A 24057-nucleotide genomic window follows, 5' to 3' on the forward strand; every position below is an offset into this window, starting at 1 on the left:
CGTTCGCGGTTCGGCCCTCTCCCGACACGCCCGACAGCGCCGAGGCAACTGTCGCGACGCCGTCCGCGATGATCGGGACACCGACCGCTTCACACCGGCGGCTTCCACACGGGCGGCTGAGCCGGAGGCCCTCGAAACCCGCCTCCGCCCTTGGCCGGCGGCCACCTCAGTCTGGGCGCGGACCGGCCTCAACAGCCCTTTCGGCCGCGCGGGTTCACCCCTTCGTCTCGGGGAGGTTCACCGCTTCGCCCCTCGGACGCAGCGCGTCGACAAGGAGGTCGAGCAGTCGGCCGGTCCGCTCCGGGGTACCGACGGCCGCCGTGGAGAGGAACACTCCGAGGAGCATGGTGGTGACGTCCTCGGGGTCGGCATCCTCACGGAGTGAACCCGTTCGCGCTCCCTGCGCGAGGATCATTCCGATCGCGGCGGTGAGGCGCTCCCGCGTGGCCGGGGTCGCGATGCGTCCCGAGGCCCAGCCGGTGCGGAGCGTGTCGATCATTCCGCGCTTCGTCGCGACGAACGCCGCGTAGCGGTCCATCCACGCACGGAGCGCGGCCTCGGGCGGCAACTCGTCGAGCAGGGTGGGGGCACTCGTGGCGACATCGTCGAGTTCGGCGGCGTAGACAGCCTCGACGAGTGCCTCGCGGGTGGGGAAGTGGCGGTAGAGCGTACCGATCCCGACTCCTGCGTCGCGGGCGATGCTCTCCAGCGCGACGGTGCCGTCGGCAGCCGCGAAAGCGGCTCGGGCGACAGCGACGAGCCTGTCGCGGTTACGCCGCGCGTCGGCGCGCACCGGACGGCCGGCGGCGGACGGACCGGCTGGAGCACCGGTGGGTATCGGTTCGGACGGACTCAAAACGGAGGCACCTCCGGTAGTGCTACAGTCCAATTAACGGAGGAACCTCCGTTTCCCTCATCATCGCACGAGGACGGGGCTCGCATGGCACCCGACAGCACTCCCTCCCCCGAGGTCACGGCCACCGGCGTAGCGCGTCCGGGAGGCTCCGGCGTGCTCGCCGGCCGGACCGTTTCCCGTATCGGATACGGGGCGATGCAGCTCGAACGCCTGCGTGGCGACCGGGGCGCGGCCATCGCGCTGCTGCGCCGCGCGGTCGAGCTCGGCATCGACCACATCGACACCGCCCAGTTCTACGGCGACGGTCTCGCCAACGGACTCATCCGCGAGGCGCTGCGCCCCGAGGACGGCGTCCTCGTCGTCACCAAAGTCGGCGCCGACCCCGCCCCCGGCGGTCCCGTCCCGCTTCGTCCCGCGCAGCGGCCCGAGGAACTCCGGGCAAGCGTCGAGGACAACCTCCGGAGCCTCGGTGTCGGCCAGGTCCCGGTCGTGAACCTGCGCCGCATGGACGCCGGACCCGGTCTCCAGGCCGAGGGTGACCAGGTGGTCGACCTCGATGACCAGCTCGCGGTGATGACCGCGATGCGCGACGAGGGAAAGATCGGCGCGATCGGTCTGAGCAGCGTGACCCTCGAGGGACTGCGCCGGGCGATCCCGGCGGGCATCGTCTGTGTGCAGAATGCCTACAGTCTCGTCACGCGCGACGACGAGGACATGGTCAGGGCCTGCGTCGCCGAAGGGATCGGCTGGGTCCCGTACTTCCCCCTCGGCGGTGCGTTCCCCGGCATCCCGCAGGTGGCCGACGAGCCGGCGGTCCGATCCGCGGCGCGGTCCCTCGGCAGCACTCCGTCACAGGTCGGCCTCGCCTGGCTGCTTCGGCACGCCCCGAACGTACTCCTCATCCCCGGCACCGCGAACCCGGAGCACCTCGAAGCGAACGTCGCCGCGGCCACGATCGTGCTCGACGACGCGACGCTCGCCGCGCTCGACGCCGTCCCGACACGCTAGGACCGGGTCTTCCGTTTGGATCGGGCCGGATCAGGGAGCGGGGTCCGGTGCCGTGGATCGCAGGGCGGAGGAGGGAGACGACGCGGAGGGGACACCTCAACACCCCTTCCCACCATACGGACTACGGCCACGTCGTCTCGACAGACGGGCCCGGCCACTGCAAGTCTCCCGCTATGCATCTCGTCAACCGCTCCCTGGTCACCGCTCTTTGCTCCGTCGTAGCCCTCTGCGCCGCCCTCGTGGGCTGTTCCCCGCAACCGGAGGGGAAGGCGCCGGGCGAGAAGGGCGCGACGGCGTCCTGCGCGCCCGGCAGGCTCGCCACCGAGGTACCGGGGAAGATGACCGTAGGCACCGACAAGCCCGCCTACGCCCCCTGGTTCACCGACGACAAGCCGTCCAACGGCAAGGGGTTCGAGTCGGCGGTGGCGTACGCCGTGGCAGATCGGCTCGGCTACGGCCGCGATGCGGTGGTCTGGCAGAACGTGCCGTTCAACAGCTCGTTCGCGCCCGGAGCCAAGAAGTTCGACTTCGACATCAACCAGGTCTCCATCAGTGAGACGCGCAAAAGGGCCGTCGCCTTCTCCTCCGGCTACTACGAGGTACGCCAGGCCGTCGTCGCTCTGAAGTCGTCGAAGGCCGCGAAGGCGAAGAGCGCGGCCGACCTCAAGGACGTGAAGCTGGGCGCCCAAGTGGGCACCACCAGCCTCGACTTCATCAATGATCTGGTCAGGCCCACACAGCGGACCGCCGTCTATCAGAAGAACGACTTCGCCAAACTGGCCCTGAAGAGCGGTCAGGTGGACGCCATCGTCGTGGACCTGCCCACCGCCTTCTACATCACCGGGGCCGAGGTGCCCGAGGCGAAGGTGGTCGGCCAGTTCCCGAACTCATCCGAAAAATCGGAGCAGTTCGGTCTCGTCCTCGACCGGGAGAGCAAGCTCACCTCCTGTGTGAGCGGCGCCGTGGACGCTCTCCGGAAGGACGGCACCCTCGCCGCCCTGGAAAAGAAGTGGCTCTCCGAGGCCGTCGACGCACCGGTGCTCAAATGACACCGCACAAGACACTCGACGGTGAGGACGTCTACGTCCCCTCGGAACGCCGCATCGCCCGCGAACGCCACCGGCGTGCCCGTACCCGGCGCGCCACGGCGATCGCCGCGACCAGTACCCTCGTGACGGGCGCGGTGCTGTTCCTCCTGATCACCAACTCCCCCGGCTGGGCCCGCACCAAGGAGACGTTCTTCAGCGCCCACTACGCGCGCGTGGCGCTCCCGCAGGTCCTGGAGGGCCTGTGGCTCAATCTGCGGCTGCTGGCGGTGTGCGGCGCCGCCGTGCTGGTGCTCGGCCTGCTGCTGGCGGTGGCGCGCACCCTGCGCGGGCCGGTGTTCTTCCCCGTACGGGCACTGGCCACCGCGTACACGGACTTCTTCCGCGGACTCCCCCTCATCATCTGCCTGTTGATGGTGGTGTTCGGAGTGCCCGCGCTGCGCCTCCAGGGGGTGACCACCGATCCCGTGCTGCTGGGCGGCAGCGCCCTCGTACTGACCTACTCGGCATACGTCGCCGAGGTCTTCCGGGCGGGCATCGAGTCCGTACACCCCTCGCAGCGGGCGGCGGCCCGCTCCCTGGGACTCAGCAGCGGCCAGGCACTGCGCTTCGTCGTACTGCCCCAAGCGGTCCGCCGTGTCGTGCCACCGCTCCTCAACGACCTGGTGTCGCTCCAGAAAGACACCGGACTCGTGTCGATCGCCGGTGCCGTCGACGCCGTGTACGCGGCGCAGATCATCGCCGGCAAGGACTTCAACTACACCCCGTACGTCGTCGCGGGTCTGGTCTTCGTCGCGCTGACCATCCCGATGACCCGGCTCACCGACTGGGTGACGGCCCGGATGGACCGGCGGCGGGCACAGGGAGGAATCGTATGAGCGTGGCACCGGCCGCGGCACCGGAGGCTCCCGTGCTGCGGATGGAGGCGGTCCGCAAGTCGTTCGGCACTTCGCTGGTGCTGCGGGACGTGGACCTGGAGGTCGCCCCGCACACGGTGACCGCGCTGATCGGCGCATCGGGATCCGGGAAATCGACCCTGTTGCGCTGCGCCAACCTCCTGGAGGAGATCGACGACGGCGCCATCTGGCTCGAGGGCGAGGAGATCACCGATCCGCGGACCGACCCGGACACGGTGCGCCGCCGGATCGGGGTGGTGTTCCAGGCGTACAACCTCTTCCCTCACCTGACCGTTCTGCAGAACATCACGCTGGCCCCCCAGCGCGTCCACGGGCTCTCCCGGCCACAGGCCGACGAGCGCGCCCGCGAACTGCTGGATCGGCTCGGGCTCGGGGCGAAGGCCGACGAGTACCCGGACCGGCTCAGCGGCGGACAACAGCAGCGGGCGGCGATCGTACGGGCGCTGGCGGTACGCCCCCGGCTGCTGCTCCTGGACGAGATCACGGCCGCACTGGACCCGGAGCTGGTGGGCGAGGTGCTCGGCCTCGTACGCGAGGTGAAGGACGAGGGCATGACCATGGTCATCGCCACCCACGAGATGGCCTTCGCGCGTGAAGTCGCCGACCAGGTCTGCTTTCTGGACGCCGGAGTGGTGCTGGAGCGCGGCACTCCGGAGGAGGTCTTCGGCGGCCCGCGGGAGGAGCGCACCCAGCGGTTCCTGCGACGGATCGTCGAAGCGGGACGGCTGTAAGCGGTCCTTGCGGAAGGGATGGCTGCGCACGAGGTCCAGCGGGACGTGCCACGACGGAGGGCGGCTGCCGGGTTCGGCGACCGCCCTCCGGTTCCGGGTGTGCCCGCGTCGGTCGGCGCGTGGGGATCAGGAGGCTGTCCAGACGCCGAAGTCCGCCAGGCGGTGCCGAAGTCCTGGAGGCCGAGGCGGGCGCCGGCGGAGCGGGTCGCCGTGCCCTTGGCCGTGGCGCAGCACGGCGCACGCCCTGCCAACGATGTCCCACGTCCCGGCCAAAGATTCGGCGGGACAAGACCGTGAGGCTCGTTAGGGTTCGGTCGCATGACCGACCGTGTTCTGGAACTCCTGCGCACCCGCCCCGATCTGGCCGAACTGGCCGCGTTTCCGTTCGAGTTCGATGTGGACTGTACGCACCACGTCGAGGAGGTGCATCTGGCGTCCGGCGCGTCGCTGGAGCCGATCGCCGGCGACGACACCGGCGGTACGTACTTCCTGTGCGGGGGAACCGCCGTACTCCACGCGTCTTCCGAGGGGTACGCGGCATTGCTCGCCGACAGTGTCGGCGAGGCTCTCGAAATCCTCATCAGGCTGCCCGGCTGGTGCGAGAACATCTCCGCCGAACTGGACGAGGAGGGCCTGCTCGCCGAAATACGCGCGGCGGACGACGAGGCGCGGGAGGAGTTCGTCCCCGACCTGGACGCGCGGCGGGCGGCGTTGATCAGCGGTCTGGGACTGCCGGACCGGCCGCTGGTCGAACTCCTCGCCATGTCACGGTCGGCCGCCAGGCGCACCGAGCCGGACCACGTCCTGCTCAACTCCCACGAACTTTGCGCGTACCGGCTGGACGAGTCCTTCCGCCCGCCCCTGCGCGACATCGTCCTCGGCCCGGGACGGGAGGCGCTGGAACGGATGCGCTCCGGCGACCACGGCGCGTGGGAGGAGGCGGCCGCGGATCGGACACTGCGGGCGGGAGTGCTGCGCGCGGCGCGGTACGACCGCCGTGACGGCGACCTGCCGCTGCTGCGCTTCCTGCTGGAGCACGAGAGTGCCACGCGGACCGAGTGGTACGAGGAGCGGCGGCTGGCCGCGGCGCTGGTGGCTTCGCACGGGCAGGACAGGGACGTTCCGCTGCTGCGGTCGGCCACTGCCGGGCGGGTCACCGACAGCGCCGGAGCCGTGGCGTGGGCCCGCGCCGAGGAGGCGGAGTGGCGCGGGCGGAATATGACCGCGGAGAGCGAGTTCACCTGGATCGAACTGGCCCACCGGCAGGGTCGTCCGGAGCACGCCCGGGTCGCGCTCATCCGCATGCTGGACGACACGGGCCCGGACGCCGACCGGCTCCGGGAGCTGAGCCGCGCCCTGGAGCGCATCGGCGACCACGCCCAGGCGGCGCGCGCCCAGTTCAACCTCCTCTCGCTTCAGGAAACCGCTTGGGACAGGGCCTCGGAGGCCCACGTCCTCGCCCGCCTGGAGCGCCGCAAGGGCGACCTCGCGGCAGCCGGGCGGGCGCTGGAGCGGGCACGGGCGGCGGTCGGCGCCGACGGCACCGCGCCGGAGGGAACGGCTCCCCAGTGGCACCGCCGGGGACTCGGCCGCCTGATCACGGAGCAGCATCTGGAGCTGACACTCGCCGCGGTCGAGGCGGGTGACGAGGAACTCGTACGTACGACGATGTGGACTGTACGCACCACGTCGAGGAGGTGCATCTGGCGTCCGGCGCGTCGCTGGAGCCGATCGCCGGCGACGACACCGGCGGTACGTACTTCCTGTGCGGGGGAACCGCCGTACTCCACGCGTCTTCCGAGGGGTACGCGGCATTGCTCGCCGACAGTGTCGGCGAGGCTCTCGAAATCCTCATCAGGCTGCCCGGCTGGTGCGAGAACATCTCCGCCGAACTGGACGAGGAGGGCCTGCTCGCCGAAATACGCGCGGCGGACGACGAGGCGCGGGAGGAGTTCGTCCCCGACCTGGACGCGCGGCGGGCGGCGTTGATCAGCGGTCTGGGACTGCCGGACCGGCCGCTGGTCGAACTCCTCGCCATGTCACGGTCGGCCGCCAGGCGCACCGAGCCGGACCACGTCCTGCTCAACTCCCACGAACTTTGCGCGTACCGGCTGGACGAGTCCTTCCGCCCGCCCCTGCGCGACATCGTCCTCGGCCCGGGACGGGAGGCGCTGGAACGGATGCGCTCCGGCGACCACGGCGCGTGGGAGGAGGCGGCCGCGGATCGGACACTGCGGGCGGGAGTGCTGCGCGCGGCGCGGTACGACCGCCGTGACGGCGACCTGCCGCTGCTGCGCTTCCTGCTGGAGCACGAGAGTGCCACGCGGACCGAGTGGTACGAGGAGCGGCGGCTGGCCGCGGCGCTGGTGGCTTCGCACGGGCAGGACAGGGACGTTCCGCTGCTGCGGTCGGCCACTGCCGGGCGGGTCACCGACAGCGCCGGAGCCGTGGCGTGGGCCCGCGCCGAGGAGGCGGAGTGGCGCGGGCGGAATATGACCGCGGAGAGCGAGTTCACCTGGATCGAACTGGCCCACCGGCAGGGTCGTCCGGAGCACGCCCGGGTCGCGCTCATCCGCATGCTGGACGACACGGGCCCGGACGCCGACCGGCTCCGGGAGCTGAGCCGCGCCCTGGAGCGCATCGGCGACCACGCCCAGGCGGCGCGCGCCCAGTTCAACCTCCTCTCGCTTCAGGAAACCGCTTGGGACAGGGCCTCGGAGGCCCACGTCCTCGCCCGCCTGGAGCGCCGCAAGGGCGACCTCGCGGCAGCCGGGCGGGCGCTGGAGCGGGCACGGGCGGCGGTCGGCGCCGACGGCACCGCGCCGGAGGGAACGGCTCCCCAGTGGCACCGCCGGGGACTCGGCCGCCTGATCACGGAGCAGCATCTGGAGCTGACACTCGCCGCGGTCGAGGCGGGTGACGAGGAACTCGTACGTACGACGATGGCGCACGGCGGGCTCCTGCTGGACAGGATCGGCAAGGAGTCGGCGAAGACACTCAGCCGGCTGTCCACGCGGGCGAAATGGGCGGTGGCCGGCCTTCGCACGCCCACCACCTGACGGTGAGAAGCGGCCGCGCACCAGACCCCGGTTCACCTACGGCCCAACCACCCAGCCCGCCTCTACCTCGCTGAAAGACCACCGGCCCAGGCTCTGTCCGGCAATCCCCGCCTGCAGGGCCTCTCGATTCCTGTCCGCCCCCAGGGCTGGTGCGGGTGGGTCGGCCCTGGGGGCCGGGCCGCCTGGTCTAAAAGGTCCTACGATGGACGGATGATTTTTATCGTTGTGAAGTTCCAGGTGAAGCCCGAGTACGTCGACGAATGGCCGACGCACGTGGCGGCCTTCACCTCCGCCACCCGGTCCGAGCCGGGCAATCTCTGGTTCGAGTGGTCCCGGAGCCTGGAGGCCCCGGACACGTACGTGCTGGTCGAGGCGTTCCAGGACGACGCGGCGGCCGCCCACGTGAACTCCGACCACTTCCGCGCCGGTCTTGAGACCATGCGGCCCCTGCTGAGCGGCACTCCGGAGATCGTGAGCACCACGATCGAAGGAGCCACCGGCTGGAGCGAGATGGGCGAACTCAAGATCGGCTGACCGGACGGCGAAGCCCCGCCTCCCCCACTGGAACTGACAGAACGGGGAGCGGGGCTGGGCGTCCACTGGAGCCGGCCGAGTCACCGTCGGCCGGTGTCCCCGGGTGATCAACGTCCGCACAGGCACGTCCCGTCGGCACGGTCCGGGCCTCGGCTCGGCGTCGAGGACGGGATCGTGTCCGTGCCCTCGTGGTCATGAACTCGTTGACCTGGTAACGAAATTCAGGGTCCAGCCTCCCGGGTTCCAGGAAAGGCACAGCATGACGACGTACCCGGATGTGACCGGTCGGCGCGGAGACGACCGGGAATCAACTGCGGCCGGTTCCACGGGACCGGATGCGATCCGAGCCGCGATCGAGCGATTCCACGCGATCCTCGCCCACGACCGGGTAGCGTCGTCCACCCATGACCTCCTCGCACGCCGCCAGCACGACGCGGGACTGCGGGTGGAGGGGCGTCCGTACTCATCCACACTGCGGCCCCGCCTGATCGCCGGCACCGACCACGCCCGGATCTGTACCACTGCCGCGCTCCTCACCGGTGCCGTCCACCGCCTCGCCGCCCACGCCCTGGCCGACGACGAGATGGGGCGGCGGGTGCGCTCGATCCTGGCACCCGCGCCCCTGGAGATGGCTGTGGCCGCCATGGCCCCGGCCACGGACGGCGCACCCGACCACGGCAGGCTCGACGGATTCCTCGACGGCGAGCGGATCGCCTTCGTCGAATACAACGCCCACCCGCCCGGCGGCGTCCTGACGCAGGACATCATCGCCGAAATCTACGCCGACACCCCCGCGATGCGCGCCTTCACCCGCGAATTCCCCACCCACAGCACGGCGACGGGCCCCCGCGTCGCCGACACCCTGCTCCACGCGTGGGAAACGGGCGGAGCCCCCGGAGGCCACCCGTCCGTGGCCATCGTCGAATGCGGTACCTCGGTCGCCGGCTGGGAATTTCACCACCTGCGCGAACACCTGGCCAACCAGGGCATCGATGCCCTGGTCTGCTCCACCGACGACCTCACCTACACACCCGGCCAGGGCCTGCGTGCCCGCGACGACAACGGCAGCCACCGACCGGTCACCGTGGTCTACCGCCGTGCGGTCCTCACCGATCTGATCGCCCGCCACGGCAACTCCCTGCCCGAGCACCCCATGATGCGCGGATGGGCCGACGGCGCCTGTGTGATGGTCAACTCACCCTCCAGCCACCTCGCCCACAAGAAATCCGCCCTCGCCCTTCTCACCGACCCCACCACCAGGCACCTGCTCTCCCCCCGGGAACGCACGGCCGCCCGCGCCCACGTCCCCTGGACACGACTCCTGCGCCCGGGATCCACCACCCACGGCGACCGTGAAATCGACCTGCTCGACTTCGCCCAGTGCCGGCGCGACCAGTTGATCCTCAAACCCAACGACTCCTACGGCGGCCATGGGATCCTGCGCGGCCGGCACCGCACCGAACGGCAGTGGCGCGACGACCTGCGCCGGGCTCTGACCGTCCCCCATGTCCTCCAGGAACGCGTGAGCATTCCCCGAATCCCCTATCCCCGGTGGCACGAAGGACGGCTGCTTGTCGACGACTGGTACGAGGGCACCGACCCCTACCTGTTCGGCACCACCGCTCACGGCTGCATCAGCCGTCTGGGCCATGACGACATCATCAACGTGAGCACGGGAGGCACCGGCGTCCCCGTCTTCCAACTCACCACCGCACGGGGCCAGGAGCGAAGCCGCCCAACGGGGCGGAGCGGCGGGTCACTTGAGCCGGACGGTCGTGCACCGGCGCCTCACCCGGTCCGGCCCACGACGAGTTCGTAGAAGATCGGCTCGCCGGTCGTCGTCACCCGGTGCTGGAACCGGGTTCGTTCCATCACCACAAGTTCTCCGTCGGCCACCAGCCGCTCGACGGCGGCGCCGAATCCGTCCGGATCCGATTCGTCCATCCACCGCTCATCGATCGTGAAGGCCACGGGAGCGCCGGGTGGCAGGACCGCGAGCGCGTTGTCGAGCGCCTTCGGTGTGGCGTGTGTGCCGCCGAACGCTCCGGCCGACACCAGTCCCCCGAGCGCGTACGGGCGCAGTTCCTCACGGAGTGTGTCGTCGCGCAAGAAGTCGCCGACCACGTAGTCGGCGTAGACGCCTGGCCGGTCGCGCAGACTCGCCACGCGCGCTGCCGCCAGCGAGTCGACCCCGACCACCTGGGCTACGCCACCGCGACGCACCAGGTCGCCGACCAGTCCCGTGCCGGCGCCGACATCGAGGACCGTCAACGAGCCCGGCTCCAGCCCGAGGCGCGCGGCCGCGCGCAGGAAGCCCTCTGCCGCGACCTGCGGCGACGTGCACTGCAGCCGTTCCTGGACGACATACTCATAGAGGCCGGGCACGGCGTAGATCCGCGTGTACTGGTGCAAGTGCACTATCTCGTGCTCACTCAGCGCGATGTACTCGCCGTCGGTCACTGGCGGGCCGAGCAGACGGACTCCCGCAAACATATCTGCCATGTCCATGAGGTTATGCGAACGGGTTTGTGTGCCGCCACCAGCAATAAAGGCCAGCCCCTCGATTCGCTGACCGATCGAGCAGAGAGGAATTCGCGACAGGGACTCCGCACGGGCTCATCATCCCAGTTCAGCGCACCCGACCCCGGGGTTTCAGCGGCACCGGCGGCAATTCCGGAGCGGGCAGTCGCTCACCTTCGTAACCGTGCACCTCACCGAAGCGGGACCCCTCCATCCATGCCTGCCTGGCCTCTTCGATTTCCTTTTGTGAACGCCCGATGAAATTCCAGAACATGACGATTTCCTCCTCGAAGGGCTCGCCTCCGAGGAGCATCAGGCCCGCGTCGGACACCGCGCGCAGGGGAAGTTCCGATCGGCCGCAGCCGAGATAGAGCATCGAGCCGGGCAGTACACGCACTCCGTCGACCTCGGCCTCACCGGACATCGCCAGGACCGCGTACTCGAAATCGGGGTCGAGCGGCAGACGGGTCTCGCTGCCGGCGTCGAGTGCCAGGTCCGCGCCGACGATCGGGCTGTAGGTCGTGCCGGGCGAGACCGCGCCGTCGAGTGCGCCGAGGATGACGGTGGCGCTCAGGCCGGGCGCGGTGACCAGGGGGAGGCCGGCGTGGTGCTGGAAGTGCGGCTGGACCTCGCGGTGTGCGTCGGGGAGCGCCACCCAGAGCTGGGCGCCGTGCAGGAAGCGGGCGTGTGTACGTGGGCTCTCCTCGGAGTGGGAGATCGCCCGGCCCGATGTCATCAGGCCCAACTCGCGCGGACGGACGGTCTGGAGGCTGCCGAGGCTGTCGCGGTGCAGCACCTCGCCGTCGTGCAGCCAGCTGACGGTCTGGAGTCCCATGTGCGGATGGGGCGGCACCCGCATTCCGGGCTCGTCGGCGATGTCATCGGGACCGTAGTGGTCGACGAAGGCCCAGGCACCCACCATGCGGCGCCCGAGGTTGGGCAGCAGCCGGCGGACCTCGGTTGACTCGCCCAACTGGACCCGGCGCGGGCTCAGCAGCTCGCGCACCGGTTCGGCGACGACGAAGCCCCGGCCGCCGCAGACGGTGGGGGACGCCTGACGATCAAGATTGCTCATGGCGCCCAACCTATTCCCGTAGCACCCGCGGCGGCGACATCCACACGAAATCGGTAGTGGAATTTTCAACCACCTTCCCCTGTTGACCGGGGCGACGGCAATCGAAGCCAGGCGAAGTCGGCCGAAGTCAGGCGAATGCGATGGAGGAGGGCACGTGGAAAGCACGTACTACGAGTACGGAACCGCCGCCGAGCGCTGGGACCGCGCTCAGCTGTTCTTCGACGCCAAGGAGTACGTCACGGCCGCCCGCATCCTCGGCGGACTGGTCGACGAGGTCCCGGAGCAGGTCGCCCCGCGGCTGCTCCTCGCCCGCGCCTACTACCACTCGGCGCGGCTGGCGAAGGCGGAGACCGAACTGCGGATCGTCGTCGAGCGTGACCCGGTGGAGCATTACGCGCGCCTGATGCTGGGCCGCACGCTGGAGCGCCAGGGCCGGCCGGCGGAGGCCGCGCCGCATCTGCGGTTGGCCGCCGTCATGTCCGGCGAGTTCCCCGGCGAGTGACCGCCCGACCGGAGCGCGGCGGTGGGCCGGCTGCCCGGACCGAGCCGCCCGCCGCGCGCCTCGGGACTGGGTACTGGGGACTCATGTCGCGTTCGGGCACGCCGCGTTCGACGTCAAGCGTGTCGCGTTCAAGTCGGCCGCGGCCAGGTCCTGTTCCGGGCCCGGCGAAGATCGGCCGGACAGGTCCTGGGTCCTGTCCGGCCGATGTTGTCGGATCAGGGCGTTTCGGCAACGCGGCGAGGCGCCGTGCCGGGCACCAGAGCGTCCACTACGAGCCGTTGCCCGGTTCGGCGCCGTACCAGACCGTGGTGATGTTGCAGAACTCGCGGATGCCGTGGGCCGACAGCTCACGCCCGTACCCGGAGCGCTTCACACCGCCGAACGGCAGTGCGGGATGCGAGGCCGTCATGCCGTTGAAGAACACACCGCCCGCCTCCAGGTCCCGTACGAACCGGCGCATGTCCTCCTCGTCGCGTGTCCACACGTTGGAACTCAGCCCGAACGGTGTGTCGTTGGCCAGTTCCACCGCTTCGTCCAGGCCCGCGACCCGGTAGAGCGTGGCGACCGGGCCGAATGTCTCCTCGCGGTGGATCCGCATGGACTCGGTGATGCCGGCGAGCACCGTGGGGGCGTAGAACCAGCCCTGCTCGTGTCCCTTCGGACGCTGTCCGCCGCACAGGGCCGTGGCTCCCCCGCTCAGCGCGTCGTGGACCAGCTCCTCCAGATCGGCGCGGCCCTGTTCGCTGGCGAGCGGCCCGATGTCGGTGGACTCGTCCAGCGGGTCGCCGACGGTCAAGTCCCGCATCCCGGCGGTGAATCGCGCGGCGAAGGCGTCATAGACGTCCTCGTGCACGATGAAGCGCTTGGCGGCGATGCAGGACTGGCCGTTGTTCTGCGCGCGGGCCGTCACCGCGGTCTTCGCCGCCCGCTCGACATCCGCCGAGGGCATGACCACGTACGGGTCACTGCCGCCCAGTTCCAGGACGGTCTTCTTCACCTCGTCGGCCGCGATCGCGGCGACCGAGCGGCCGGCCGGCTCGCTGCCGGTCAGGGTCGCGGCGGCCACCCGGGGGTCGCGCAGGATGGCCCCGACCGCGCCGGAGCCGACCAGCAGCGTCTGGAAGCAGCCGGCCGGGAATCCGGCCCGGCGGAACAGGTCCTCCAGGTAGAGCGCGGTCTGCGGGACGTTCGAGGCGTGCTTGAGCAGACCCACGTTGCCGGCCATGAGGGCGGGGGCCGCGAACCGTACGACCTGCCAGAGGGGGAAGTTCCACGGCATCACCGCGAGGACCACGCCCAGCGGCCGGTAGTGGACGCTCACGCGTGCCGCACCGGAGTCCTCGGCGTCCGCGTCCGAGGGACGCTCGTCCGCCAGCAGTTCCCCGGCGTGCTCCGCGTACCAGCGCATCGACTTGGCGCACTTCAGGGCCTCCGCGCGGGCGGCCGCGACCGGCTTGCCCATCTCGGTGGTCATGGTGCGGGCGATCTCCGGCGCGTCCTGCTCCAGCAGGTCGGCGGCGCGGTTCAGCAGCCGTGCCCGTTCGTCGAATCCGGTGGTGCGATACGTACGGAACGTGCTGTCGGCAGCCGCCACGCGACGCTCGATCTCCTCGGCTCCCAGCGGGTCGAAGGTCTTGAGTGTCTCTCCGTTGGCGGGATTCACCGTCGCGATGGGCATGGGCGATTCCTTCTCGGTTCGACACTCCGACGATTCGACACTCCGACCCTTCCGCGACCCGCCCCGGCACGCAACACGGGCCCCGGCCGCGGGAAGGCGCACGCCCCGGACTCAGGCGTACGGAGGAAGGTGCGCGGAGGTACGGACCGGAAGGTGCGCGGACCGGGCGGTGTCCGAACGGGAAGGTGCGCGGACGCGTCCGCGGTTCCCGTCTACGGACGCCGCGATCCGCCGGGAGCCGAGGACTGCCGGGCGCGGGTCGAGGAACTCTGCGGAGCCCTGCGCCGGTCGGAGCGGCGCCGCAGCCGCCGCCTCTCCTCCTCGTCCGTACCGCCCCACACACCGGACGTACGGTTGGTGGTCAGCGCCCATTCGAGGCACTGCCGCTCCACGGGGCAGCTGTGGCAGACCTCCTTGGCCCGCTGCGCCTGCTCGGAAGCCGGACCGGAGTCCCCGACCGGGAAGAACAGCTCCGGGTCCACACCGACACAGGCCGCGTGGCGCAGCCATTTCCAGGTGTCCGCGTCGTATCCCGTGTCCGGTCCCATGTCCAGCTGGGCTGCTGTGGTCAGCCGCACAGTCACTCAGTCCTCTCCCCGCACTACGTTCCAGTCCTGGTCCGCCGCCTCGTGCCCCTTCCGGGCCTTCCTCGCCCGGCATTCGCGCTGTGTCGCTCGCGCCGACACGCAGGTACGTATACGGCCTTCGCGTTCGGTGGGCCGGTGGGCGGCGTTCCGTACGCGCCGTGGGCCGTGGTCGGTACTCATGCCTGACTCCTTCTCTTCTCGTACCCGCTCTTGCGACAGTTGGGGTGCGTCCGTCGTGGCGGGCGCTCGTCCTTCGCGTACCCAATCACTCGCTCCCAAACAGGACAGCCCTTACCGCCTGCCGTGGCCCTGTCTCACAACGACGGCACGACAGCTATGACACGCGACAACGGGCGGACGGGAGACTCGCGGGTCAGCGGATGACCTTCCCCGTCAGCAGCCGCAGCCCCGCAGCGATCGACTCCGCGTCGATGCCCGCCGCCCGGAGCTGCTCCTCCGGCGTCGCCGAGCCCGGCATGTCGCCCACCGCCAGCCGTACGAGCCGCCGCGGTGCGGGGCGGCCGTCGGAGAACACCTCGGCCACCGCGTCCCCGATGCCGCCCTCCGGGTGGTGGTCCTCCACCGTCACCAGGCAGTCCGTGTCGGACGCCGCGGCCTGGAGTGTCCGCTCGTCGGCCGGCTTGACCGAGTACAGGTCGATCACCCGGACGGGGATGCCCTCCCGCGCCAGCAGGTCCGCCGCCTCGAGGCACTCATGGACCGTGGTGCCGGCGCCGATCAGTGTCGCCCGGTCCGCGTCCGAACGGCGCAGCACCTTGCTGCCGCCGACCGGGAACCGCTCGTCGGGGCCGTAGACGACCGGGGTCTTCGCCCGCAGTGTGCGCAGGTAGCGGACGCCCGTCAGGTCGTGCATCGCGGCCACGAGCCATGCCGTCTGATTGGCGTCGCAGGGGTGCAGCACCGTACTGCCGTGTATGGCACGGAACATCGCCAGGTCTTCCAGGCCCATCTGGGACGGACCGTCCTGGCCGATCGCGACACCCGCGTGCGAGCCGACGACGTTGATCGAGGCCCGGCCGACGGACGCCATCCGTATGAAGTCGTGCGCGCGCGTCAGGAAGGCCGCGAAGGTCGACGCGTACGGGACATGTCCCAGCGCCTGCATACCGACGGCCGCGGCCACCAGTTGCTGCTCCGCGATGTAGCACTCGAAGAACCGGTCGGGGTGTTCCTTGGCGAAGAACTCCGTGCGGGTGGAGTCGCTGACCTCGCCGTCCAGCACGACGACATCGCCATGGGCGGAGCCGAGGGCCGCGAGCGCCTTGCCGTACGCGTCACGGGTGGCGACCGAGTCGCCCACGTCGTAACGCGGCAGCTCGACGGTGGCGGTGTGCCGGGCGGTGCGGGCGGGTGTGCCGGGCGCCCCGGGCTTGGTCACCGGCACCCGGATGAAGCGTCGGCCGCCCAGTTCCTCGATGGCGCTCTCGGCGTCGGGCAGCGGTTTGCCGTGCATGCCCTCACGGTCCTCGACGGCGGCGACGCCCTGCCCCTTGCGGGTACCCGCGATGATCGCGGTCGGCACGCGGAGCGTCGACCGGGCCTCGTTGAAGGCCGCGTCGACGGCTTCCATGTCATGGCCGTCGATCTCGATGGTGTGCCAGCCGAACGCGCGCAGCCTGCGGCCGTACGCGTCCAGGTCCCGCTGGTGGCGGGTGGGGCCGCGCTGTCCGAGGCGGTTGACGTCGATGACGAGGGTCAGCGAGTCCAGATGCTGGTCCCCCGCGTGCTCGATCGCCTCCCACACGGAGCCCTCGGCCATCTCGCTGTCGCCGGAGAGCACCCAGACGCGGTACGGGATGTGGCCGAGCCGCTGGCCCGCGAGCGCCATGCCGACCGCCACGGGCAGTCCCTGCCCCAGCGAACCGGTGGCCACGTCGACCCACGGAAGGTCCGGGGTCGGGTGGCCTTCGAGCCTGCTGCCCAGTGTGCGGTAGGTGAGGAACTCGTCCTCGTCGATCGCTCCCGCCGCCAGATACATGGAGTACAGCAGCGGCGAAGCATGCCCCTTGGAGAAGATCAGCCGGTCGTTGCCCGGATGGGAGGGGCGTTCGAAGTCGTAGTGAAGATGGTTGGCGAGCAGGGCCGCCATCAGATCGGCGGCGGACATCGACGAGGTCGGGTGGCCCGATCCCGCCGTGTCGGCGACACGTACGGAATCGACCCTCAACTGCTGTGCCAGTTCGGTCAGTTGTTCGCTGTTCATGTCACTCCTCCTTGGCTGCTCCTGGGTCATCGGGTGCGCCGGGCGCGCCGGGTACATCGGTTACTTCGGATTCGTCAGGTGCTCCGGATTCGTCGGATGCGCCGGTTTTCCCCGGCGCGCCGCCTTTCTCCGGTCCGCCGGGGACCCGCGCCAGTTCGGGCGACGAAGATTCGAGCGGCACCGTCCACGAGCGGACGAGTCCGAGCTGTACGGCCTGGCGCGGCAGCACCGCGTCGAGCAGCCAGTCGGCGGCGACACGCACCCGGTTTCCGGGCATGGCCGCCAGGTGGTAGCCGCGCGTGACGGCCCCCGCGAGCGGTCCTGACAGAGGCACCCCGAGGGGGTTGGCCGCCGCCTTGACTCCGCCGAGGTCCACGACGAATCCCAGATCGTTGTGTTTGTACGTTCCCCGTCGGCCGTGGCCGAGGGAGGCGGCCACGTTGCGGCCCGCCATCCTGCCCTGCCTGCCCGCGTGTTGAGCGGTCATCGGGGTGAACTTCCCCGGCCTGGTGAGATCCGGCACGGCCGCCGCGTCACCGCAGGCGAACACCTCGGGGTGGCCCACCACGGTGAGCTGGGGGTCGACCCGCAGCCGGCCCTGGTCGACGGGCAGACCGATCTCCGAGACCAGTGGGTCCGGCCGAACACCGACACACCACACGAGGGTGTGTGTCGCGATGAACTCGCCGTCGTCCAGTGTGATCCCGGCCGGTCCCGCCTCCTTGACGGAGGTGCCCGTCCTGACATCCACGCCACGCCCGCGCAGGACCCGGTCCGCGGTGTCGGAGAGCCTGCGGTCCAGCTCGGGCAGGACACGTGGAGCGATGTCGAGGAGCAGCCAGCGGGGCTTTCGCACCGGGCCCCGGCCCCGCCGCTCACGGACCAGCGCGTCGGTGAACACCTTGCCCTGAGCGGCGACTTCGGTGCCGGTGTAACCGGCGCCGACCACGACGAAGGTGGCGCGGGCGGTGCGCTCCGCACTGTTGTCGGCGGAGGCGGTCAGTTCGATCTGGCGCGTCACATGGTCCCGAAGATAGAGCGCCTCCGGCAGGCCCCGGAAGCCGTGCGCGTACGCGGCGACTCCGGGGACCGGCAGCAGTTTGTTGACACTGCCGACGGCGAGGACGAGCCGGTCGTACGCCAGCTCACCCCGCTCGCCCTCCGGGCCGGTGTAGCCGACGCGCCGCTTCTCCAGGTCGACATGGTCGGCCTCGCCCAGGACGAGCCGTACGTACGGCAGTGTGCCGGTCAGAGAGACCGTCACCCGGCGGGGCTCCAGGATTCCCACCGCCACCTGGGGCAGGAGCGGGAGGTAGAGGAAGTAGTCGGTCGGGTTCAGCAGGACGATCTCGGCCCTTTCCCGCAGTCGGCGGGAGAGCGTGCGGGCGGCCTGGTAGCCGGCGAACCCGGCCCCGACGATGACGATGCGTTCTCGGCTCACGTTCGACTCCGGAGAGTTACTTTTCGGGTCGTACGGATCATGGGTCACGTGCCCGCCGAGGGCGGCGACAAACCCCGGAGAGGGGCCCGCGTGGTACGGCCCCGGTGTGTGGCCACGACGTGCGGCACGGGGGCGCACCTGCCGTTTGACACGGCAGTGAATGGTGGGAGGGTGGACGAAGCGGATGAGCCGCGCCTGGGCAGGCAGCCCGGCCAAGCGCTGCCCCGACCACACGCGTGCTCCCGGAAATCTCACCGGCCGTGAAATGGATCACCGGCTGTGGAATGACGCCGGGGCACGCCGGAAGGCAAGGGATCGCGTCATGAAAGCTCTCGTCTACGACGGTGCGCGCGACGTCAGTGTGAAAGATGTGCCCGACGCCCGGATCGAGCGTCCCACCGACGTCCTGGTGAAGGTCACGACCACGAACATCTGCGGTTCGGACCTGCACATGTACGAAGGGCGTACCGAGATGGAGACCGGGCGCGTCCTCGGTCACGAGAACATGGGTGAGGTGATCGCCGTCGGGGACGGTGTCGACCGGGTACGCGTTGGCGACCTGGTCTGCCTCCCGTTCAACATCTCCTGCGGGTTCTGCCGCAACTGCGAGGCGGGCAGGACCGCGTACTGCCTCACGACCAACCCGGACCCGCGGATGGCGGGCGCCGCGTACGGCTTCGCCGGCATGGGCCCGCACAACGGCGGTCAGGCCGAGTTGCTGCGGGTGCCGTACGCCGACCACAACTGTCTGGTGCTGCCGGAGGAGGCCCGCGAGAGACAGAGCGACTACGTCATGCTCTCCGACGTCTTCCCCACCGGCTGGCACGCCACCGAGCTCGCCGGTCTGCGGGCGGGTGAGTCGATCGTGATCTACGGGGCCGGACCGGTGGGCCTGATGGCCGCGCTCTCGGCGACGCTGAAGGGCGCCGGCAAGGTCATGATCGTCGACCGTCACCGGGACCGGCTGGCACTGGCGGAGCAGATCGGCGCGATCCCCATCGACGACTCGACGGGGTCGGCGGTCGACCGGGTCGACGAGATCACCAACGGCGCGGGTGCCGACCGCGGTTGCGAGTGCGTGGGCTATCAGGCCCATGACATCGAGGGCAACGAACACCCCAACGCCACCCTGAACAATCTGGTGCACTCGGTCAGATTCACCGGCGGTATCGGTGTGGTCGGTGTCTTCGTCCCGCAGGACCCGAACAGCCCCGACAGTCTGTACCAGGACGGCGAGGTCGCCTTCGACTACGGCCTGCACTGGTTCAAGGGACAGACCATGGGCACGGGCCAGTGCAACGTCAAGGCGTACAACCGGCAGTTGTGCGGGCTCATCGAGCAGGGCAGGGCCACTCCGTCCTGGATCGTCTCGCATGAACTGCCACTCGCCGAGGCTCCCTCCGGGTACCGGCACTTCGATGCCCGTGACGAGGGCTGGACGAAGGTGCTCCTGCACCCGGCCGCCTGAACAGGCACGGTCTGAACGTGCACGGTCTGAACAGGCGCGGTCCGACCAGGCGCGGACCGACCAGGAACGAATGACGGAGGCATGTGGCACACACAGAGCGAGGAGAACGACGTGAGCGGCGACGGCGACGAGCCGATGGGGGACGAGGTGTACCAGCCGGACGACGGCGAGGTCACCGAGGACGAGGGCATCCTCGACCCCGAGGACACGCTCCTCAACCGGGGTGCCGATCCCTTCGACGAGGGCTGGTCCCCTCCCGAGCGTCCGCTGGGTGTGGAGCACACGGGGACGACGCCCGCCGAGCAGCGGGCCGGTGAATCGCTGGACCAGCGGCTCGCGGAGGAGGTTCCCGACCGGACGGGTCTCGCCGGGGACGGCATCGGGGATCTGCCGTACGGCGAGGGCGAATCGCTGGACGACGAGGTCGGAGACGGCCGGTCCGGTCGGCTGGTGGCTCCGGACGAAGGCGCCCACGAGGATGCCGAGAAGGACATGATCGCCAGTGACGTCGGCATCGACGGCGCGGCCGCGTCGGCGGAGGAGGCCGCGGTGCATCTCGTTCCCGACCCGGACGAGGCGGAGGCAGAGACGGAAAGCGGAGCCGAGTAGGTTCTCCGCACGAGCGTACGAACACAGCCGAGTTGGGTTCCGTACGAGCCCAGGTGCCGTCTCTCGTACCGACGGCGACCGTACCGACCGCCGACCGCACCGACCGCACCGACAACCGGCACACGTGCCGTGAGTGCCGCGCACCGGACGTGGGTGAAATTCCGTCCGGTGCACGGCACTTGGGGGCTTCAGGCGATGGCCGGCACGCAGGCCGGCGTACGGGCCCGGAGGACGGCCGGAGAAGCGGTCGGCAGCGCGGCCGTAAGGACGCGGACGGCTGCGGGCGCCGGAATCGGGCTCCGCTGTGCCGCGTCGATGCCCGACAGCGGGATCCAGGGCGTACGGGGGACGTTCTGTGGAGTGCGGACACTCCTGGTGAACCAGATGACCTTGCCCTCGGCGGTGGGGCAGGTGCCCCAGCTGTCGCTCAGGGCGGCCACCCGGCCGAGCCCGCGCCCCCCGGCGGTGAGCAGCGGCGGCATCCGCGGGCCGTCGTCCTCGACCGAGACGGTGAGATGCCGGCCGGCCCAGCGCAGTTCGACCACACACCTGTTGTCGTCACCGACATGGCGGCGGACATTGGCCAGCAGTTCGTCGATGCCCTTGCAGACGGGGCCGACGTGCGGTTCGAGTTTCCAGTACCGGAGGACCGCGGCGACGCTGCACCGTATCTCCGGAACGCGCTCCTCAGAGGCGTGCAATTCCACCACGTAGTGACGTTCGAGTGGAACTGTCATGGTCCAGGCTCCTCACACAGAGAGGCCCACAGGCTTCACCACGTTGAACCAACGACCCCCGAGCACGAAGCGTGAGCGATAACCACTTCTGGGTCACTCATAGCGTGACTCCGCCGCACGGGAACCGCAACACGAACGGCGGAGTGACACGGCGCAGAGGGACCGGTGGCTACCGGCTTTCGAGTTTCAGCTGGACTTCCTCCTCCTGGTCCCCCGAGGCCGTTCCGACGACACGGACCGTGAAAGCGGAGGCCAGAGCCTTCCGCAGGCTCTCCACCGCCGTGTAGCCGCCCTGGACGCTGGCCGTGACCGGCGCCGTCAGCCGGGCGGGGCCGGGTTCGGAGTGCGCGTCGGCGACGTCGAAGGTCGCGGTCCATACGGTCGGCCGCCCGCCCGGCAGTTCCTGCGGGGCGTCGTCGGCCGCGCGGTCCGAGGCGAAGGCCGTACCGAGCACACCGAACACGACGTGCGCGTCCTCCTTCGCCCCGCCGCTGAGTGCTACCACGACTTGCGTATCGGGATGCTCCGCACTGGTCACGTGGATCTTCCTCTCTCCTGCCGCGCCCGTACCGTCACGGGGTGCACCCGGGTCCTCCCGAGGTGTCCCGGCGATGGCGTGATCGCTTCCAGGCTCTCCCCGGTGCCGCGAGTGTGCGACTGGAGCGGTGCGGTCCCCGCGGTGACGACGGTGGCCGTGGTGGTGCGTGAACCGTCAACCGGGTGACTCGTCCGGTACCGGCTTCTCCGGATGCACCGCGCCCGAGTTCGGACTGCCGCGTCGGCCCGCTCCGGCCTCGTCCGCGTCGGGAATCCGATGGTCGGGGTCGGCGTGGTCCGGTGCCTCGCCTCCGGCGGACTCCGCTTCCAGGGGGCCCGGGTCCAGAGGGTCGTGGCCCGTGGTGGCCTGCTGATCCGGCATGTCCCTGGGGACGGTTCGCTCCTGCTGTCCCGGGCCTGCCGTGTGTCGCTCGCTCACACGTCTCCTCTCCTTGGACCGACCTGTAATTGCCGGTCGGTCCTATTGCGTCGCGTCACGTTCTCGCGGCGGGCGGCTACCCGCTCACTCTCCCGGGCAATCAACCTGACGGATCCTGTACGGACTGTGCACGGGCCGATGCCACGCGTGCGGGCCGGGACCGGGGGTAGACGCTGCGACATGACCGTCGCGAAGACAAGTGTGCTCGTACTCGACAGTGCCGAACCCGCCGAACTCGCGGAGTTCTACTCGGCGTTCTTCGACGCGGAGACCCGGATCGGCAAGGATCCGGACTTCGTGGAGATAGTCGGCCACGCCGGGGTCCATCTGGCGATCCGCAGGGATCACGGCCACGCGCCCGCCAGTTGGCCGCGCCCCGAGAGTTCCCAGCAGGCGCATCTGCGGATTCTGGTGTCACGGGAGGAGATGGACGAGGCGGAACGCGAAGCGATCAGCCTGGGGGCCAGGCCGCTGGACACCAAGGACAACGGCGGACCCCGCGACACGCGGATCTACTCCGATCCGGCCGGGCACTCCTTCATCCTGTCCGTCCGCCCCTGACCAGCGCAGTCGTCAACCGTGGCCGTCGTACGGGGAGTCCGACCCGCCTGTGGCCGGCGGCCGGACCCCGGCAACGTCACAGCGGCTTTGCGTCGGGGGCGCTCGCGGTACGGAGCCGTACGCCCAAGGTGTGGAGCCGGCGGCGCAGACGCTGGAGAGGTGTGGGCGGCAACTCGCGTGCCGCGCCGCGGGCGTAGTGGCGCTCGATGTAGAACTGACCGGCGGACAGGACCGTCGTGACAATGATGTACCAGATGGTCGCCACCATCAGCAGCGGGATGACCTGGTACGTACGGTTGTAGATCAACTGCACCGAGAACAGCAGGTCCTGCACCGCGAGAACACTGACGATACTGGTCCCCTTGAGGGTGCCGATGAGCATGTTGCCGGCGGTGGGGACGATCGAGCGCATGGCCTGCGGCACGATGACGCGGCGCAGTACCCGCGGTCGGCTCAGCCCCAGTGAGGCGGCCGCCTCTGTCTGTCCGGCGTCGACGGACAGGATCCCGCCGCGTACCACCTCCGCCGCGTAGGCCGCCTCGTGCAGGGTGAGGCCGATCAGGGCGGTGAGACCGGCGCCGAAGAGGTTCACGGTCTTGAAGGTGACGAATTCGGGGCCGAAGGGGATACCGATGCCCAGGGTCGGATAGAGCGCGCCGATGTTGAACCAGAACAGCAGCTGCACCAGCAGCGGGGTGGACCGGAAGATCCAGACGTACCCCCAACTGATCGTGCGCAGCACGGGGTTGGCCGACAGCCGCATGACGGCGAACACCGTTCCGATGAGGAACCCGAGCACCATCACGGCGGCGGTCAGCCACAGGGTGAGCAGCAGACCGTCGAGCACGGCGGGGGTGGTGAAGTACTGGCCCACCACTCCCCACTGGAACCTCTCGTTGCGGATGACCGAGTTGACGGCCATCGCGAGGGCCAGCAGAGCCACGGCGGCCGACAGCCACCGGCCGGGGTGACGGCGGGGGACGATACGCGGGGCCTCGTCGGTATCCCGGAGAGATTCGGTATCCCGAAGAGATGGGGACGGCGGGGGTGTCCCCGGCGCGGTGGCGTCCGTCTTCGTGGGCGACGCCCCTGATACGCGCGGGGCATGGGATACGCGCAGGCCATCGGGCGAGGGCGTTACGGACATGAGGGACTCCGGCGGGAGAGACGGTCGGCGGTGGTTCGGCTTGATCCGTTCGCTGCGCGACATCCGTACGGAACATCCGAGGTGGTCACGGCCATATCCGGGGGTTGTCACGGCACATCCGGGTGTCGTCACGGCGTCATCACGCGAACCGTGTCCCTCAACACGGCTGGCACGCCTCCGTCTTCACACAGAGCCGCACGCGTCTCGATCGTACGGGCGGATGCCGCGTGTCTGTCAAGAAGCGTCCACGCCCGCCTCGGAGCGGCAGTTCACGGAGCGGACGCCCGTCGGCCAACGCCGGTCGACTTCGGCCCATGGAGCGAGCGCGTGTTGACTTCGGCGAACGTACCGTGCTCAATTGGCTCCATGCAGAAGCAGCTG

23 protein-coding genes are annotated in these 24057 nt (G+C 70.1%); 11 read left to right on the top strand and 12 right to left on the bottom strand.

Features of this window, described 5'->3' with window-relative positions:
* Nucleotides 1-214: 214 nt before the first annotated feature.
* Nucleotides 215-856: a TetR/AcrR family transcriptional regulator gene (locus ACIOJD_RS24295; RefSeq protein WP_401917360.1), complete on the bottom strand. Its 642-nt coding sequence runs from the start codon at nucleotides 854-856 to the stop codon at nucleotides 215-217.
* Nucleotides 857-940: 84 nt separating this feature from the next.
* Between ACIOJD_RS24295 and ACIOJD_RS24300 the strand changes: the two genes are divergently transcribed.
* The 7 genes from ACIOJD_RS24300 to ACIOJD_RS24330 all read left to right on the top strand — a co-directional run bounded on the left by ACIOJD_RS24300 (nucleotide 941) and on the right by ACIOJD_RS24330 (nucleotide 9970).
* Nucleotides 941-1864: an aldo/keto reductase gene (locus tag ACIOJD_RS24300; protein ID WP_401917363.1), complete on the top strand. Its 924-nt coding sequence runs from the start codon at nucleotides 941-943 to the stop codon at nucleotides 1862-1864.
* 173 nt (nucleotides 1865-2037) lie between these two features.
* Nucleotides 2038-2913 (top strand): ABC transporter substrate-binding protein, encoded by an 876-nt coding sequence (locus tag ACIOJD_RS24305; RefSeq protein ID WP_401917365.1) that lies wholly within the window; start codon nucleotides 2038-2040, stop codon nucleotides 2911-2913.
* On the top strand, nucleotides 2910-3788 hold the full coding sequence (locus tag ACIOJD_RS24310) for an amino acid ABC transporter permease (RefSeq protein WP_401917367.1): 879 nt from the start codon (nucleotides 2910-2912) through the stop codon (nucleotides 3786-3788). The genes ACIOJD_RS24305 and ACIOJD_RS24310 overlap by 4 nt, the downstream gene beginning before the upstream one ends.
* On the top strand, nucleotides 3785-4558 hold the full coding sequence (locus ACIOJD_RS24315) for an amino acid ABC transporter ATP-binding protein (protein ID WP_401917368.1): 774 nt from the start codon (nucleotides 3785-3787) through the stop codon (nucleotides 4556-4558). Before ACIOJD_RS24310 ends, ACIOJD_RS24315 begins: the two co-directional genes overlap by 4 nt.
* Nucleotides 4559-4876: 318 nt before the next feature.
* On the top strand, nucleotides 4877-6547 hold the full coding sequence (locus ACIOJD_RS24320) for a hypothetical protein (RefSeq protein WP_401917370.1): 1671 nt from the start codon (nucleotides 4877-4879) through the stop codon (nucleotides 6545-6547).
* A 1280-nt stretch (nucleotides 6548-7827) separates the two neighbouring features.
* Nucleotides 7828-8151 (top strand): putative quinol monooxygenase, encoded by a 324-nt coding sequence (locus tag ACIOJD_RS24325; RefSeq protein WP_401917372.1) that lies wholly within the window; start codon nucleotides 7828-7830, stop codon nucleotides 8149-8151.
* A gap of 259 nt (nucleotides 8152-8410) precedes the next feature.
* A complete protein-coding gene (locus ACIOJD_RS24330) occupies nucleotides 8411-9970 on the top strand; it encodes a hypothetical protein (protein WP_401917374.1) in 1560 nt (519 codons plus the stop codon).
* On the opposite strand, the gene ACIOJD_RS24335 is transcribed toward ACIOJD_RS24330, so the two are convergent.
* Nucleotides 9940-10653, bottom strand: a complete 714-nt coding sequence (locus ACIOJD_RS24335) for a hypothetical protein (RefSeq protein ID WP_401917376.1) — start codon at nucleotides 10651-10653, stop codon at nucleotides 9940-9942. The two genes, ACIOJD_RS24330 and ACIOJD_RS24335, sit on opposite strands and share 31 nt — an antisense overlap.
* A gap of 127 nt (nucleotides 10654-10780) precedes the next feature.
* Entirely contained in the window at nucleotides 10781-11746 is a 966-nt protein-coding gene (locus tag ACIOJD_RS24340; protein ID WP_401917378.1) for a pirin family protein, read from the bottom strand.
* Between the two features lie 154 nt (nucleotides 11747-11900).
* Between ACIOJD_RS24340 and ACIOJD_RS24345 the strand changes: the two genes are divergently transcribed.
* On the top strand, nucleotides 11901-12248 hold the full coding sequence (locus tag ACIOJD_RS24345) for a tetratricopeptide repeat protein (RefSeq protein WP_401917380.1): 348 nt from the start codon (nucleotides 11901-11903) through the stop codon (nucleotides 12246-12248).
* 268 nt (nucleotides 12249-12516) lie between these two features.
* Here ACIOJD_RS24345 and ACIOJD_RS24350 read toward each other — a convergent pair whose 3' ends face one another.
* The 5 genes from ACIOJD_RS24350 to ACIOJD_RS24370 all read right to left on the bottom strand — a co-directional run bounded on the left by ACIOJD_RS24350 (nucleotide 12517) and on the right by ACIOJD_RS24370 (nucleotide 18178).
* Nucleotides 12517-13926 (bottom strand): NADP-dependent succinic semialdehyde dehydrogenase, encoded by a 1410-nt coding sequence (locus ACIOJD_RS24350; protein ID WP_401917382.1) that lies wholly within the window; start codon nucleotides 13924-13926, stop codon nucleotides 12517-12519.
* A 212-nt stretch (nucleotides 13927-14138) separates the two neighbouring features.
* Nucleotides 14139-14510, bottom strand: a complete 372-nt coding sequence (locus tag ACIOJD_RS24355) for a WhiB family transcriptional regulator (protein ID WP_401917384.1) — start codon at nucleotides 14508-14510, stop codon at nucleotides 14139-14141.
* A complete protein-coding gene (locus ACIOJD_RS24360; protein WP_401917386.1) occupies nucleotides 14511-14693 on the bottom strand; it encodes a hypothetical protein in 183 nt (60 codons plus the stop codon). It lies immediately after the preceding gene.
* 193 nt (nucleotides 14694-14886) lie between these two features.
* Entirely contained in the window at nucleotides 14887-16737 is a 1851-nt protein-coding gene (locus ACIOJD_RS24365) for a transketolase (protein WP_401917388.1), read from the bottom strand.
* A 1-nt stretch (nucleotide 16738) separates the two neighbouring features.
* The gene (locus ACIOJD_RS24370) at nucleotides 16739-18178 is read right to left on the bottom strand and encodes an NAD(P)/FAD-dependent oxidoreductase (protein WP_401917390.1); all 1440 of its coding nucleotides are present in this window, start codon (nucleotides 18176-18178) and stop codon (nucleotides 16739-16741) included.
* Between the two features lie 322 nt (nucleotides 18179-18500).
* On the opposite strand from ACIOJD_RS24370, the gene ACIOJD_RS24375 reads away from it, so the two are divergent.
* Together ACIOJD_RS24375 and ACIOJD_RS24380 are read left to right on the top strand one after the other, a co-directional pair.
* Nucleotides 18501-19646, top strand: coding sequence for a glutathione-independent formaldehyde dehydrogenase (locus ACIOJD_RS24375; RefSeq protein ID WP_401917392.1), 1146 nt, complete (start codon nucleotides 18501-18503; stop codon nucleotides 19644-19646).
* Between the two features lie 81 nt (nucleotides 19647-19727).
* Nucleotides 19728-20255 carry a DUF5709 domain-containing protein gene (locus ACIOJD_RS24380; protein WP_401917394.1) on the top strand — a complete coding sequence of 176 codons (528 nt, stop codon included), beginning with the start codon at nucleotides 19728-19730 and terminating at the stop codon, nucleotides 20253-20255.
* Between the two features lie 188 nt (nucleotides 20256-20443).
* Here ACIOJD_RS24380 and ACIOJD_RS24385 read toward each other — a convergent pair whose 3' ends face one another.
* The 3 genes from ACIOJD_RS24385 to ACIOJD_RS24395 form a co-directional block, all read right to left on the bottom strand.
* A complete protein-coding gene (locus ACIOJD_RS24385) occupies nucleotides 20444-20992 on the bottom strand; it encodes an ATP-binding protein (protein WP_401917396.1) in 549 nt (182 codons plus the stop codon).
* 169 nt (nucleotides 20993-21161) lie between these two features.
* On the bottom strand, nucleotides 21162-21530 hold the full coding sequence (locus ACIOJD_RS24390) for a hypothetical protein (protein WP_401917398.1): 369 nt from the start codon (nucleotides 21528-21530) through the stop codon (nucleotides 21162-21164).
* Nucleotides 21531-21704: 174 nt separating this feature from the next.
* The gene (locus ACIOJD_RS24395) at nucleotides 21705-21968 is read right to left on the bottom strand and encodes a hypothetical protein (RefSeq protein WP_401917400.1); all 264 of its coding nucleotides are present in this window, start codon (nucleotides 21966-21968) and stop codon (nucleotides 21705-21707) included.
* Between the two features lie 180 nt (nucleotides 21969-22148).
* On the opposite strand from ACIOJD_RS24395, the gene ACIOJD_RS24400 reads away from it, so the two are divergent.
* Nucleotides 22149-22529, top strand: coding sequence for a VOC family protein (locus ACIOJD_RS24400; RefSeq protein WP_401917402.1), 381 nt, complete (start codon nucleotides 22149-22151; stop codon nucleotides 22527-22529).
* A gap of 76 nt (nucleotides 22530-22605) precedes the next feature.
* Here ACIOJD_RS24400 and ACIOJD_RS24405 read toward each other — a convergent pair whose 3' ends face one another.
* Nucleotides 22606-23676 (bottom strand): amino acid ABC transporter permease, encoded by a 1071-nt coding sequence (locus ACIOJD_RS24405; RefSeq protein WP_401917404.1) that lies wholly within the window; start codon nucleotides 23674-23676, stop codon nucleotides 22606-22608.
* Between the last annotated feature and the right edge of the window lie 381 nt (nucleotides 23677-24057).

This window comes from Streptomyces sp. NPDC088116 (assembly GCF_044741745.1).
Taxonomy (GTDB): domain Bacteria; phylum Actinomycetota; class Actinomycetes; order Streptomycetales; family Streptomycetaceae; genus Streptomyces.